Raw genomic sequence first — 14317 nt, 5'->3', positions numbered from 1 at the left:
GTGAGCAAGACCAAGAAGCAGACCCCGGCCCGGGCCGCCACGGCCGTCGGCCCGGACGGCGGCGACGGTGCCGCTGTTGACCGCGCCGCTGGTGACGGTGCCGCCCCCGTCGGCGTCTCGCGGCGGCGGCTGCTGGGGACGGCGGGCGCCGCGGGCGCCACCGGGCTGGTGCTGGGCGCCGGGGGCGGGGCCGCCGGGTATGCCGCCACCCGACCCGATGAGCCGGTCGCGCTGACGACCGTGGGGGCGACCGAGGCGATGTTTCACGGGAAACATCAACCGGGAATCACCACTCCGCTTCAGGCCCGGGGCCATCTCACCGCCTTCGACCTGGTGGCGGGCGCGGGGCGCAAGGAGGCCGCGGCCCTGCTGCGGCGCTGGTCCGCGGTGGCGAAGGAGCTGATGGCGGGCCGCCCGGCGGCCGGTGCGGCGGACGGCCCCGGGCACGACACCGGGATCGCCCTGGACGCGGGTCCGTCGTCCCTGACCGTCACCTTCGGCTTCGGCCGGACGTTCTTCGGGCGTACGGGGCTGAACGACCGCCTGCCCGCCGCGCTCGACCCGCTGCCCGCGTTCTCCGCCGACGCCCTCGACGCCAAGCGGTCCAACGGCGACCTGTGGGTGCAGATCGGCGCGGACGACGCGCTGGTCGCCTTCCACGCACTGCGGGCCCTCCAGAAGGAGGCCGCCGGCACGGCACGGGTGCGGTGGCAGATGAACGGCTTCAACCGCACCCCCGGCGCGACCGCCCGGCCGATGACCGCCCGCAACCTGATGGGCCAGATCGACGGGACCGGCAACCCGAAAGCGTCCGACGGGGACTTCGACCGGCGCGTCTTCGTGCCCGCGTCCCCGGGGAAGCCGCAGGAGTGGATGGAGGGCGGTTCGTACGCCGTCGTCCGCCGGATCCGGATGCTCCTGGACGACTGGGAGAAGCTTCCGGTGGAGCGCCAGGAGCGGGTCATCGGGCGGCGGAAGGCGGACGGGGCGCCCCTGAGCGGGGGGACCGAGACCACGGAGATGGACCTCGACAAGGCGGGCCCGGACGGCCGGCTCGTGATCCCCGACAACGCCCACGCCCGGATCTCCTCGCCCGGGGAGAACGGCGGGGCGGCCATGCTGCGCCGTCCGTTCTCGTACCACGACGGCATCGCGGAGGACGGCACTCCGGACGCCGGGCTCCTGTTCATCTGCTGGCAGGCGGACCCGTTCCGGGGCTTCGTTCCGGTGCAGCGCAAGCTCGACCGGGGCGACGCGCTGTCGCCGTTCCTGAGGCACGAGGCGAGCGGGGTGTTCGCGGTCCCGGGCGGGGCGGCGGAGGGCGAGTACGTGGGACAGCGGCTCCTGGAGTCGTAGGCCCGCGTACGGCCGGGTAGGGCACTCGACCGCATTCTGAGACAGCGCGGCGGGCCGCTCGGGGCGCATTAGGGTGACCGTATGTCAGCCACGCGCTACGCCTATCTCGGCCCCGAAGGCACCTTCACCGAGGTCGCCCTCCGTACGCTCCCCGAGGCCGCCACCCGGGAACTCGTCCCGATGCTGTCCGTACCGGCCGCCCTGGACGCCGTACGTATCGGAGAGGCGGCGGCAGCGCTCGTACCGATCGAGAACTCCGTCGAGGGCGGTATCACCGCGACCCTGGACGAGCTGGCCGGCGGGGAACCGCTGATGATCTACCGCGAGGTGCTGCTCTCCATCACCTTCGCGCTGCTGGTCCGGCCCGGGACCAAGCTGTCGGACATCAAGACGGTCACCGCACACCCGGCCGCCCAGCCGCAGGTGCGCAAGTGGATGGCGGAGCACCTCCCGGGCGCCCTGTGGGAGTCGGCGGCGTCCAACGCGGACGGGGCCCGGCTGGTCCAGGAGGGGCGGTACGACGCCGCGTTCGCCGGGGAGTTCGCCGCCGCCACCTACGGCCTGGAGCCGCTGGTGACGGAGATCCACGACGCGGAGAACGCCCAGACCCGCTTCGTCCTGGTGGGCCGGCCCGCCCGGCCCTCCGCACCGACCGGCGCGGACAAGACCTCCGTGGTGATCTGGCTGACCGACGACCATCCCGGCGCCCTGCTGGAGCTCCTCCAGGAGTTCGCGGTGCGTGGCGTCAACCTGATGCTGATCCAGTCCCGCCCGACCGGCGAGGGCATCGGCAACTACTGCTTCGCCGTGGACGCGGAGGGGCACATCGCGGACCGGCGGGTCGGGGAGGCCCTGATGGGGCTGAAGCGGATCAGCCCGAAGGTCCGATTCCTCGGCTCGTACCCGCGGGCGGGTGTCTCGCCGGACGAGGTGCGGCCCCTGCGGGCGGGCACGTCGGACGCGGCGTTCACGGAAGCCTCCGACTGGCTGGCGCGCAGCCAGGACGGCCGGATCTGACGGAAGGGCGGGGAGAAGCCCGGCACAAGCGCTGCCGACAGCCTTCTCGCGCGCTCCGCAGCGGTGCGATCTACAGATAGTCACGCACTCCGGAGAGTTATCCACAGGAAGGCGGCTCGACCTGGGGACAAGTCGACACCTCAATGCGGCATCGTCGACAAATCGATCCAGTCCCCTCAGGGCAGTCCACAGACGCTTGAGGCGGCACGAGTCATCGCGTGTCACCTCAATTCCCTTGATCAACTCTTTGGGGCGACGGAATCCCATCCGAATGAGCACGCGAGCCAGGTTTGAACGGAGATTCCAGGGGGCTTCGTCCAGCTTCCGGAACAATGCCCTCCGGCATCCACAGAACTTCCACACAGCCTGTGGATAACTATTCCGACATCCACCCTCCTGTGGACAACGGCGGCCGGAACGCCCCCAACTCCCGCCCCGCCCACGGTCGGTACGTCAACGGGAGCCGCACCTTCTGCCCTGTTCAGGGGAGTTAACCGCCGTTATCGACGCCCCCCTCCCGCTCCGACGCCACGACCGTCCGCGATTCCCCCACAGAAATATCAATTCAGGCAATTCGGTCATAGAGACACGCTCGGCAATATCGGTTCGAGTGCCAGAACCGCGCACCGGTAGCCTGGAGGGGTGATTGACCTTCGCCTGCTCCGTGAGGACCCCGACCGTGTTCGCGCCTCCCAGCGCGCCCGTGGAGAGGACGTCGACCTCGTCGACGCCCTGCTCTCCGCCGACGAGCTGCGCAGGTCGTCCGGCGTCCGCTTCGACGAACTCCGCAACGAACAGAAGTCGCTCGGCAAGCTGATCCCCAAGGCCACTCCCGAGGAGCGCACCGAGCTCCTCAAGAAGGCCGAGCAGCTCAAGGCCGACGTCAAGGCGGCCGACGCCGCCCAGGACGAGGCCGACGCCGACGCCAAGCGGCTGCTGCTCCAGCTCGGCAACATCGTCCACGAGGACGTGCCGGTCGGCGGCGAGGAGGACTTCGTCGTCCTGGAGACGCACGGCACCATCCGCGACTTCGGCGCCGAGGGCTTCGAGCCCAAGGACCACCTGGAGCTCGGCGAGGCGCTCGGCGCCATCGACATGGAACGCGGGGCGAAGGTCTCCGGCTCGCGGTTCTACTACCTCACGGGCGTCGGCGCGCTCCTGGAGCTCGCCCTCGTCAACGCGGCGATCGCCCAGGCCACCGAGGCCGGCTTCACCCCGATGCTGACCCCGGCGCTGGTCCGTCCCCGCGCCATGGAGGGAACCGGCTTCCTGGGCCAGGCCGCGGAGAACGTGTACCACCTGGAGAAGGACGACTACTACCTGGTCGGCACCTCCGAGGTCCCGCTCGCCGCGTACCATATGGACGAGATCATCGACGCCGACAAGCTGCCCCTGCGGTACGCCGGGTTCTCCCCGTGCTTCCGCCGCGAGGCCGGCACGTACGGCAAGGACACCCGCGGCATCTTCCGCGTCCACCAGTTCGACAAGGTCGAGATGTTCTCGTACGTCGACCCGGCGGACGCCGAGGCCGAGCACCGCAGGCTCCTGGAGTGGGAGAAGCAGTGGCTCACCGGTCTCGAACTGCCCTTCCAGGTCATCGACGTCGCCACCGGTGACCTCGGTGCCTCGGCCTCGCGGAAGTTCGACTGCGAGGCGTGGATCCCGACCCAGGGCAAGTACCGCGAGCTGACCTCCGCGTCGAACTGCGACGGTTTCCAGGCCCGACGCCTGTCCGTCCGGATGCGCGACGGCAAGAAGGTCCAGCCGCTGGCCACGCTGAACGGCACGCTCTGCGCCGTACCCCGCACGATCGTGGCGCTCCTGGAGAACCACCAGCTCCCCGACGGCTCGGTCCGGGTTCCCGAGGTGCTCCGTCCGTACCTGGGCGGGCGCGAGGTCCTGGAACCGGTCGCCAAGTGACCTTCCCGTACAAGCTCGTCGCGACCGACCTCGACGGCACGCTGCTGCGCGGGGACGACACGGTCTCCGAGCGCACCCGCGAGGCGCTGGCCGCCGCCACGGCGGCCGGTGCCGCGCACATCATCGTCACCGGACGCGCCGTCCCCTGGACCCGGCACATCCTGGACGACCTCGGTTACGAGGGGCTCGCCGTCTGCGGTCAGGGCGCGCAGGTCTACCACGCGGGCGAGCACAAGCTGCTGACGTCGCTGACCCTGGACCGGCAGCTCGCCGGTCTCGCGCTGTCCAAGATCGAGGCGGAGGTCGGCCCGCTGCACCTGGCGGCCAGCCGCGACGGTCTTGAGGGCGAAGTCCTGGTCGGCCCCGGCTACCAGGTACAGGAGGGGCCGCTTCCGTATCTCTTCGTGGATGACGCCACCGAGATGTGGACGGCCCCGCTCAACAAGGTCTACATACAGCACCCGGAGCTGGACGACGACGCCCTGGCCTTCGCCGCGCGGGCGGCCGTCGGCAGCCTGGTCGACGTGGTCATGGCCGGGGCCGGTGTGGTCGAGATCCTGCCGCTGGGACTGAGCAAGGCGACCGGCCTCTCGCTGGCCGCCCGTCGGCTCGGGGTGAAGGCGGCCGACACGATCGCCTTCGGTGACATGCCGAACGACATCCCGATGTTCGGCTGGGCCCAGCACGGCGTGGCCATGGCCAACGCCCACGACGACCTGAAGGCCGTCGCCCACGAGATCACGGCGTCCAACGAGGACGACGGCATCGCGGTGGTGCTGGAGGAGCTGCTCCGCTCGGCGCCCGTACAGCCCGCACGGTAGGACGAGCCTGCGGTAGGCCGCCCCACCTGCACCCCGGAAAGCGCGACAGCGGCCCGGCACCGTTTCCCACGGTGCCGGGCCGCTTCACTCAGCGCTGCCCGTCACGGCGACGCAGATCCTTCAGCTGCCCCGCGAAGGCGTCCATCCGCCCGTCGAGCCGCACGACATCCTGCTGCACATCCGTCAGCCGCAGACTCATCGCGCCGACCACCTGATGGGTCATCTCCACCTTCCGGTCCAGGCTGTCGAGCCGCTCCGACATGCGCACCAGCACCGGCCCGAGCTCCTGCAGCGCACTGCCGACTCCGGTGAGGCAGCTCTCGATGCGCGTGACGCGCTGGTCGAGGGAGGCGTACTGCGTACGGAGCGACTCCTCGGCGTCGAGGAGGTACGTACGCACGCAGCGGGCGATGTCGCTGTCGCGAAGAAGCATCGCGATGTTGAGGACGGTGCGGCGGGTGTAGAGGGTCAACTGCGTCGCAGCCTGTGGATAACTTTCTCGCCTCTCCTCCCATAGGGACAACATGTCCCTATGGAAGACGCGCAGCTCAGCGCCGCGCAGCAGGATGAGGCCATTCTCTTCAACCTCCGCCCGGTGCCGCTGCGTCACCTTCTTCACGGCCTCTGTGGATACCTCGAAGTAATGAGCCACATCCTCTGTGCGAACGTGAATTCCGTCCGGGAGCATGACAAGGCTCTTCACCTTGTCGAGGACATCGACGCGCCCCATCTGCTCCCCGCGCAGCGCGCGCGATTCGAGCAGGGCGACTTCCGTGGGCATGGATGTGCCTTTCGTACGAGGGAATGACGAGGGCGGCCCACACCCCGGGCTTCAGGGGTGGAGGACGCTCACGGTTGCCACTCACTCGATGACCGGTCCGGTGGGCCGAGCCTCACCCGGTGCCGGCATTCCCCGATTTCACGATCGCTACGACGCCACGGATTCCAGTTGCCTCCACGCACCCTGCCCAACGACCCGATAAACACAACGTCACGCGGACGCCTGTCCGGTCATACGACGACCCCCGCCCTTGCTCCGGAACAAGGGCGGGGGTCGTCGGGGCGCGGCAGGGGGCTCAGGCCGGTGGCCTCACTCCTCGCCCGCCAGCTTCAGCGCCCGCAGCTTCTGGCCCGCGTACCAGGTGGCGGCCGCCGTGACCACGACCAGCAGGACCGTGGCGAGCGGCAGCCCGACCTCCGAGGTCACCGCGCCGTCGCCCGCGACCTTCTGGGCGACCGCCAGGGACCACTGCTGGACGCTGAGCGTCCGCGCACCGGCCACCAGGCTGCCGAAGAGGGCCTCCCAGACCAGCGCGTAGACCAGGCCGAGGACGACCGCGTGCCGGCTGACCGTGCCGAGCAGCAGGAACAGGGCGCTGTAGGCGATCGAGGCGACCAGCGCCGCGACCGTGTAGGCGACGGCGATCTGCTGGCCGTTTCCGTTGAGGATCAGTCCCGCGAGCAGTGTCGGCAGGGCCGAGAACACCATGGTCACCGCGATGGCCACGATCAGCTTGGTGAAGATGATCGTGGGCCGTTTCACCGGCTTGGCGAGCAGATAGACGATCGAGCCGTCGTCGATCTCCGGGCCGATCGCCCCGGTGCCCGCGATCACGCCGATCAGCGGCACCATCGTGGCGATGGCGAAGCCGCCGAGGACGTTCGAGGCGATCTGGTCGTCGGCCCCGGCGAACATGCGCACGGCCGCGGCGATGAGCAGCAGCAGGGCGGGCAGGACGAACAGGATGGCGGCCCGGCGCCGGCCGAGCAGGGCCCGGTAGGTGAGCCGGGCGACTGTGGGGTCGTACATGACGGTGCACAGCTCCTTTCAGGCCACTACTCAGGCCGCTACGAGATAGGAAAAGACCGATTCGAGGGACTCGTCGGACGGCGAGACGGTGAGCAGCCGGATGCCCTGCTCCCGGGCGACCTTCGGCAGCAGTTCGGTGAACCGCCCGAAGTCGACGGCCTGGATGCGCAGCGCCTTCTCGCTCAGGTCGACCTCGATGCCCGCCGTGGAAGGGTCGGCGATGAGCGCGGCCGCGAGGGCCCGGTCGTCGCTGGAGCGCACCAGATAGCGGTGCGGCCGGTCCTTCATCAGCCGGCGGATCTTGCGGAAGTCGCCGGAGGCGGCGTGCCGGCCCGCCACGATCACCTCGATGTGCGAGGCCAGTTGCTCGACCTCCTCGAGGATGTGCGAGGAGAACAGGACCGTACGGCCCTCGGCGCCCATCCGCCGCAGCAGCTCCATCAGCTGCATCCGCTGGCGCGGGTCCATTCCGTTGAACGGTTCGTCCAGGAGCAGCACGGAGGGCTCGTGAACCAGCGCGGAGGCCATCTTCACGCGCTGGCGCATGCCCTTGCTGTACGTGGCGATCTTGCGGTCCTGCGCGTACTCCATCTGGACCGTGGCGAGCGCCTTCTGTGCCTCGGCACCGCCCAAACCCTGGAGTTCGGCGTTGGCGACGACGAATTCCCTGCCGGTGAGGAAGTCGTACATCCCTTCCCGCTCCGGGACGATGCCGATCTCCTTGTAGACGGCCTCGTTGCGCCAGATCGTCCGGCCGTCGAGCGTGACCTTTCCCGTGGAGGGGGCGAGGAAGCCGCCCATCATGTTGATGAGGGTGGACTTCCCGGCGCCGTTCGGTCCGAGGAGTCCGGTGACGCCGGGGCCCACGGTCATGGAGACGTCGTTGACGGCGACCACGTTGCCGAACCAGCGCGAAGTGTGGTCGATCTCGATGGTGGTCACAGCCCGACCCTCCGGTAGCGGCGCATCAGGACGGCGTACGAGCCGACGACGAGCGCGAGAACAACGATCAGGTAGACCACGCCGACTCCGGCGCCGGGGCCTTCCCCTCCGGGGAAGGCGGAGGTCGCGCCGAGGAACGCGGTCTGGACGCCGTCGATCAGGGTGATCGGCGAGAAGAGGCCGAGCCACTGCACGGCCCCTTCCGAACCGGTCTCCCAGGCGATGGCCTGGACCGTGGAGACGGCGCCGTAGGTGATGGTCAGGAGGGCGATCACCGCGGCGACGCCGAAGCCGCGCCGCGGGGTCAGGGCGGCCATCACCAGGCCGAGCCCGGCGAACAGCACGGACAGCAGCGCCACCGACACCAGCCCCTGGCCGAACCACTTGGTCTGATCGGCGAAGTCGAACTTCGCGAGCAGAGAGCCCACGTAGAGGATGAGCAGCGGCGCACCGGTGAGGATGAAGAGCGCCGAGGCGGTGGCGGCGAACTTCGCGACCACGTAGTCGGCGTGCTCGATCGGCCGCGAGAAGTACAGGGGGACGCTCTTGAAACGGAGGTCCCGGGAGACCGCCTGCGGGGCCTGGGCGGCGATGAAGAGACCGATGACGGCCTGCAGGTAGATCGCGTACGAGGTGTACTTGACCACCAGTTTGGTGGCGTCCGGAGCGGCCATGGAGACCGCCACCAGGATCGCGGCGACCAGCGCCATCACGCCGAACAGCAGCATGGGCAGCACCTTGGACTTGGCGGAACGGCCCAGTCCGAAGGAGCCCCGCAGGGTCTGCGAGAACAGCGAGCGGCGGGCGTAGGCCCGGCCGAGCCGCGGTCCGTCGTAGGAGCGGTAGCCGATGTTGTGGATCCGGGAGGCGTCGCGCCCGGCCGCGGCCTTGGTCTCAGTGCTCATCGCGACCGCTTCCCTTCTGCTGGACGGCCCCGGCGGTGGTGGCCGCGGCCGGGACGGCGGCTGCCTGCGCCGCGCCCTGTTCGGTACGGAAGACCTCGGCGATCTGGTGGCGGCGCTGTTCCATGCGGACCAGGCCGAGCCCGAGCCCGGCGACGCTGTCGCGGACCACGTCGTACGTCTCCTCGCCCGTCGCCTCGATCAGGAGGATGTGGCCCGCGCCCGGCAGCCCCTCCGTGTCGATCCCGTCGTGGCCGATGAGCGTGACCCCGGCGTCGGTGAGGACCTTGCGCAGCGCGCCGGTGCCGTCGGGGTGGGTGTCGCTGTCGGTCACCTCGACCGCGAGGGTCGCGGTGGTCTGGGTGAAGTCGCTGGTGGAGCTGGAGCGCAGGAGCGTTCCGCCGTCGATGACGACGACGTGGTCGCAGGTGCGTTCCAGCTCGCCCAGGAGGTGCGAGGTCACCAGGACGGAGATGCCGAAGTCGGTGTGGATCCGGCGGATCAGACCGAGCATCTCGTCCCGGCCGACCGGGTCGAGGCCGTTGGTCGGCTCGTCGAGCAGGACCAGCTGGGGGTCGTGGACGAGGGCCTGGGCCAGCTTGACCCGCTGCTTCATGCCGGTCGAGTAGCCGCCGATGGGGCGGTAGCGCTCCTCGTAGAGGCCGACGTGACGCAGGGTGTCGGCCGTGCGTTCGCGGGCCGCGGTGGGCGGCAGCCCCGACATGCGCGCCATGTGCACGACGAACTCGGTCGCCGAGACGTCGGGCGGCAGGCAGTCGTGCTCGGGCATGTATCCCACCCGTTCCCGGATGGCTGCGCCGCTGGTCGCGACGTCGAGCCCGAGCACCGCGGCCCGGCCTTCGGTGGCGGGGGAAAGACCCAGCAGGATCTTGATCAGTGTGGACTTGCCGGCTCCGTTGGAACCCACCAGACCGGTCACACCCGGTCCGATGTCCAACGTGAGCCGGTCAAGCGCGGTCACCCGGGGGAACCGCATGCTCAGGGCTTCGGTAGCGATTACGGCTGTCACGGAAATGACGTTAGTGGCGCGTACCACAGAGGTCGTCAGCCCTGACGGTTGGATCCGCGTCAGACTCCAGGCGTACACGCCCGTAGGGGGATACGCCTCGATCCGCCGCGAAGCCCGGGTTTTCCCCAGGCCGTGCGCACCTCTTGACGCAGCCGCCGGACATTGTCACATTCATCAGTGTCACGTTACGGACACGTACCGCACACGGCAGGGAACGGACGGTGGCATGACCGGCTTGGCCAAGGCAGTGCAGGACACCAACACCCCGGAGCTGCGGGGGTTCAGAGAGGTTCAGCGCCTGGCCTACGCCTGCGCGGAGGCGGTCGCCGGCCAGTTGCGCTCGGGCGTGACCGAGCGCGAGGCGGCCCGGATGCAGCGGGTGTGGCTGCGCGAGCGCGGTGTGCGCGACTGGTTCCACCTCCCGTTCGCCTGGTTCGGGGACCGTACGGCGTTCGCGGGGTTCAAGGTGCCGCTGCAGTTCTTCCCGACCGACCGGAAGCTGGAGCCGGGGATGCCGTTCATCCTCGACATGGCCCCGGTGTACAGGGGGTTCACCGCCGACGTCGGGTATGCGGGATGCCTCGGCCTCAATCCGCTGCACGACAGGCTGCTGGCCGATCTGGAGGCCCACCGCGAGCTGATCCTGCGCGAGGTGCGCGAGCGCCGTTCGCTGCGCGAGATCTACGAGGACGTCGAACGCCTCATGAACGCGCAGGGATACGCGAACCGGCACCGGGCCTACCCCTTCGGCGTGATCGCCCACAAGGTCGACCGTGTCGCCGAACGCCGTTGGTCCCCGCAGGTGTTCGGCTTCGGCACCCAGGCTCTCAAGGGGCTCGTGAGCGACGCGCTGCACGGCCACCGGGAGGGCTGGTCGCCGCTGTGGAGCCCTTACCGCTTTTCCGACCACCCGCCGCAGCCGGGCCTGTGGGCGGTCGAACCCCACCTCGGATTCCGGGGTACGGGCGCGAAGTTCGAGGAGATTCTGGTCGTCACCGACTCCAGGGATCCCGAGCAGAGCGCTTTCTGGCTGGACGACGATCTGCCGCATGTGCGGCGCTGGGCCGAGGAGAAGGTGGCGGCGTGAATCTGTCTCAGGCACGTGAGCGGACCGTGCGTACGGGAGGCGTCGAGCTGTGCGTCGCCGAGCTGGGCGACGCGGGCCGGCCGACCGTGGTGCTGGTCCATGGCTACCCGGACAGCAAGGAGGTCTGGTCGGAGGTCGCCGCACGGCTGGCCGAGCACTGGCACGTGGTGCTGTACGACGTGCGGGGGCACGGCAGGTCCACCGCCCCGAAGCCGCTTCGCGGCGGCTTCACCCTGGAGAAGCTGACCGACGACTTCCTCGCCGTGATCGACACGGTCAGCCCGGACCGGCCGGTGCACGTGGTCGGTCACGACTGGGGATCCGTCCAGTCCTGGGAGTTCGTCACGGTCGGCCGGACCGAGGGCCGGATCGCCTCCTTCACCTCGATGTCCGGGCCGTCCCTCGACCACTTCGGCCACTGGATCAAGCACCGGATGACCCGCCCCACTCCGCGCAAGGTGGGCCAACTGCTCGGCCAGGGAGCGAAATCCTGGTACGTGTACATGCTCCACACCCCCGTCGTGCCGGAGCTCGCCTGGCGCGGGCCGCTCGGCAAGCGCTGGCCGGGGATCCTGGAGCGGCTGGAGAAGGTGCCCGCCGGCGACTACCCCACCGCCTCCCTCCCGAACGACGCGGCGCACGGCGCCTGGCTGTACCGCGACAACGTCCGTGCCCGGCTGCGCAGGCCCCGCCCGGACGCCTACGCCCACGCACCGGTCCAGCTGATCACCCCGACCGGGGACTCCTTCCTCTCCGAGCGGCTCTACGACGGTCTTGAGGACTGGGTCCCCACGCTGGTACGCCGCTCGCTGCCGGCCAAGCACTGGGTGCCCCGGACCCGGCCCGACCAGCTCGCCTCCTGGATCGACGAGTTCGTCACCGCGAACGAGTCCGACGCGCGGGACGGCGCGCCCGTGCAGCAGACCGTGGCGCGGGGACCCTACGCAGAGCGGTTCGGCGGTCAGCTGGTCCTGGTGACGGGCGCGGCCTCCGGCATCGGGCGGGCCACGGCGTTCGCGTTCGCCGAGGCGGGCGCCCGGATCGTGGCCGTGGACCGCGACGCGGAGGGCGCCGCCCGCACCGCGGAGATGGCGCGGCTGATCGGGGCGCCCGCGGCCTGGGGCGAGGCCGTCGACGTCGGCGACGAGGCCGAGATGGAGAAGCTCGCCGCCCGGGTCGCCGCCGCGTACGGAATCGTCGACGTCCTGGTCAACAACGCCGGGATCGGCCTCTCCGGGTCCTTCCTGGAGACCACGAGCGAGGAGTGGAGGAAGGTCCTCGACGTCAATCTGTGGGGAGTCATCCACGGCTGCCGGCTCTTCGGCAAGCAGATGGCGGACCGCGGCCAGGGCGGCCACATCGTCAACACCGCGTCGGCCGCGGCCTTCCAGCCCTCCCGGGCGCTGCCCGCGTACAGCACGTCGAAGGCGGCCGTGCTGATGCTCAGCGAGTGTCTGCGGGCCGAGCTGGCGGGGAAGTCGATCGGGGTGAGCGCGATATGCCCCGGCATCGTCAACACCAACATCACCGCCACCACGCGGTTCGCCGGGGCTGACGCGGCGGAGGAGGAGCGGCTGCAGAAACGGACGAGCCGGCTCTACGGACGGCGCAACTACCCCCCGGAGAAGGTCGCCGACGCCATCCTGCGGGCGGTCGTGCGCAACCAGGCCGTGGTCCCGGTGACCCCGGAGGCGCGCGGCGCCCGGCTGCTGTCCCGGCTGAGCCCGGGGGCGCTGCGCTCCGTGGCCCGGCTGAAGCCGCCGCTGTGACCGGGACCGGGGCGGGCGCGGGGGCCGGAGCCGCCGAGTACCGGATCGAGGACCTGGCTCACGCCAGCGGGGCCACGGTGCGCACGATCCGTGCCTATCAGGACCGGGGGCTGCTCCCGACGCCCGAGCGGCGCGGACGGGCCAATGTGTACCGGGAGGCCCACCTGACCCGGCTGCTGCAGATCGCGGACCTGCTCGACCGGGGGTACACCCTGGCCAGCATCAAGGAGTTGCTGGAGGCGTGGGACGCGGGGCGGGGGCTCGGCGGAGTGCTCGGGCTCGTCGCGGAGGTGCAGGGGCCGTGGACGGACGAGGAGGCGGACCGGATCACCCGAACGGAGCTGGACGCGAAGTTCGGCGGCGCGCAGGACGACGAGGCGATCGCGGAGGCCGTGGCGCTCGGCGTGCTGGAGCGCGTGCCCGGCCGGGACGACGAGTTCCTCGTGCCCAGTCCACAAGAGTTGTCGGTGGCGGCCGAGTTGTACGCAGCCGGAGTGCCGCTGACGGCAATCTCCGGCCATTTGCGGGAGCTTCGCGGCCAGGTCGAGCACATAGCCTCCCGTTTCCTGGAGTTCACCACCGAGCACGTCTTCGCCCGCTATCTCGGCCACCGGCCGCCCACCGACGCCGACGCGGCCGAGGCGGCGTCGCTGGTGCGGCGGCTGCGGCCGCTCGCCCAGCAGACGGTCGACGCCGAACTGGCCCGGGCCATGAGGACGTTCGCCACCCGCCACCTGCATCACCACCTCGGCGCCGAGGAGACGGCGATCACCGAGAACACCACCCGCCCCGTGCTGCTGCCGGCGCGGACAACACAGGCCGTGCAGCAGCTGGTCGGCGCGGAGCGGGTGGCGGAGTTCGTCGCGGCGGCCGCCGAACGCGAGGTGCAGGCCCGCACCTTGGACGCGCTCACCGCATCTCATACAGAAGGCAATAAAGTTGACCAAAACGGCTAAATCGCCTGCCAGTTGTCCACAGATCCGTCACATTGCCTGTGGATAAGCCGAGTTGGCTGTGGATCAAACATCGGTACGGAGAAAGACGAAAAGAAGCCTGTAAGAAATCCGGATGCACCGATGAACCGCGCAGGGGCACTCTGACGCCATGGACGAACGTCGCACCGTCAGGGTGTCCAAGTACCTCTCGAAACATCTGCGGCACCAGCCGGAGCGCATCGGCATCACCCTCGACGAGAACGGCTGGGTGGCTATCGAGACGCTGCTGAGCGCGGCGGCCTCCCACGGCTTCGTCATCAGCCGCGCCGAGCTCGACCACGTGGTCACCGTCAACGACAAACGCCGCTTCGCGGTCGACGGCGACCGCATCCGCGCCAACCAGGGCCACACCGTCGCCGTGGACCTGGACCTGCCGCCGGCCGAACCGCCCGCGTACCTCTACCACGGCACGGTCGCCCGGGTGATGGGCGCGATCCGGGCCGAGGGTCTGCGCCCCATGACCCGCCACCATGTGCACCTGTCGCCCGACCGGGAGACGGCCACCCGGGTCGGCGCCCGCCGCGGCCGCCCCCTCGTCCTCACCGTGGACGCGGGCGCGATGCACCGCGCCGGGCATGTCTTCCGGGTCAGCGCCAACGGTGTCTGGCTCGCCGATGCCGTACCCCCCGAGTTCCTGCTCCTGCGCGACTGAGGACTTCGGCAGCGGG

The 14317-nt window shown here is 70.2% G+C and carries 13 protein-coding genes; 8 read left to right on the top strand and 5 right to left on the bottom strand.

The features are described 5' to 3' along the window. From efeB to CCZ36_RS17455, 4 genes are all read left to right on the top strand, one after another. Entirely contained in the window at positions 1 to 1356 is a 1356-nt protein-coding gene (efeB, locus tag CCZ36_RS17470) for an iron uptake transporter deferrochelatase/peroxidase subunit (RefSeq protein ID WP_069735656.1), read from the top strand. Between the two features lie 81 nt (positions 1357 to 1437). After that, complete coding sequence (gene pheA, locus CCZ36_RS17465) at positions 1438 to 2373, top strand: prephenate dehydratase (protein WP_069735657.1); 936 nt, start codon at positions 1438 to 1440, stop codon at positions 2371 to 2373. A gap of 642 nt (positions 2374 to 3015) precedes the next feature. Continuing rightward, a complete protein-coding gene (gene serS, locus CCZ36_RS17460) occupies positions 3016 to 4293 on the top strand; it encodes a serine--tRNA ligase (RefSeq protein WP_010060511.1) in 1278 nt (425 codons plus the stop codon). Then, entirely contained in the window at positions 4290 to 5114 is an 825-nt protein-coding gene (locus tag CCZ36_RS17455) for an HAD family hydrolase (protein WP_069735659.1), read from the top strand. The genes serS and CCZ36_RS17455 overlap by 4 nt, the downstream gene beginning before the upstream one ends. Positions 5115 to 5202: 88 nt before the next feature. On the opposite strand, the gene CCZ36_RS17450 is transcribed toward CCZ36_RS17455, so the two are convergent. The 5 genes from CCZ36_RS17450 to CCZ36_RS17430 all read right to left on the bottom strand — a co-directional run bounded on the left by CCZ36_RS17450 (position 5203) and on the right by CCZ36_RS17430 (position 9765). Next, positions 5203 to 5895 (bottom strand): hypothetical protein, encoded by a 693-nt coding sequence (locus CCZ36_RS17450; RefSeq protein ID WP_128818066.1) that lies wholly within the window; start codon positions 5893 to 5895, stop codon positions 5203 to 5205. A 309-nt stretch (positions 5896 to 6204) separates the two neighbouring features. Beyond that, positions 6205 to 6924: an ABC transporter permease gene (locus CCZ36_RS17445; RefSeq protein WP_069735660.1), complete on the bottom strand. Its 720-nt coding sequence runs from the start codon at positions 6922 to 6924 to the stop codon at positions 6205 to 6207. Between the two features lie 30 nt (positions 6925 to 6954). Then, complete coding sequence (locus CCZ36_RS17440; protein ID WP_128818065.1) at positions 6955 to 7866, bottom strand: ABC transporter ATP-binding protein; 912 nt, start codon at positions 7864 to 7866, stop codon at positions 6955 to 6957. Then, on the bottom strand, positions 7863 to 8771 hold the full coding sequence (locus CCZ36_RS17435; protein ID WP_128818064.1) for an ABC transporter permease: 909 nt from the start codon (positions 8769 to 8771) through the stop codon (positions 7863 to 7865). The genes CCZ36_RS17440 and CCZ36_RS17435 overlap by 4 nt, the downstream gene beginning before the upstream one ends. Continuing rightward, positions 8761 to 9765 carry an ABC transporter ATP-binding protein gene (locus tag CCZ36_RS17430; protein ID WP_079134251.1) on the bottom strand — a complete coding sequence of 335 codons (1005 nt, stop codon included), beginning with the start codon at positions 9763 to 9765 and terminating at the stop codon, positions 8761 to 8763. Before CCZ36_RS17430 ends, CCZ36_RS17435 begins: the two co-directional genes overlap by 11 nt. 259 nt (positions 9766 to 10024) lie before the next feature. Here CCZ36_RS17430 and CCZ36_RS17425 point away from each other — a divergent pair, with 259 nt between their 5' ends. The 4 genes from CCZ36_RS17425 (at position 10025) to CCZ36_RS17410 (ending at position 14301) form a co-directional block, all read left to right on the top strand. After that, on the top strand, positions 10025 to 10885 hold the full coding sequence (locus tag CCZ36_RS17425) for a M24 family metallopeptidase (RefSeq protein ID WP_069735663.1): 861 nt from the start codon (positions 10025 to 10027) through the stop codon (positions 10883 to 10885). After that, positions 10882 to 12654, top strand: coding sequence for an SDR family oxidoreductase (locus CCZ36_RS17420; RefSeq protein WP_128818063.1), 1773 nt, complete (start codon positions 10882 to 10884; stop codon positions 12652 to 12654). The genes CCZ36_RS17425 and CCZ36_RS17420 overlap by 4 nt, the downstream gene beginning before the upstream one ends. Beyond that, entirely contained in the window at positions 12651 to 13610 is a 960-nt protein-coding gene (locus CCZ36_RS17415; protein ID WP_128818062.1) for a MerR family transcriptional regulator, read from the top strand. Before CCZ36_RS17420 ends, CCZ36_RS17415 begins: the two co-directional genes overlap by 4 nt. 148 nt (positions 13611 to 13758) lie before the next feature. Next, positions 13759 to 14301 (top strand): RNA 2'-phosphotransferase, encoded by a 543-nt coding sequence (locus CCZ36_RS17410; protein ID WP_069735666.1) that lies wholly within the window; start codon positions 13759 to 13761, stop codon positions 14299 to 14301. Positions 14302 to 14317 lie beyond the last annotated feature (16 nt).

Source organism: Streptomyces sp. S063 (genome assembly GCF_002832675.1).
Taxonomy (GTDB): Bacteria; Actinomycetota; Actinomycetes; order Streptomycetales; family Streptomycetaceae; genus Streptomyces; species Streptomyces sindenensis.
Note: the sequence above shows the minus strand (reverse complement) of the source record. Positions and strands in the feature narration are given on the sequence as shown.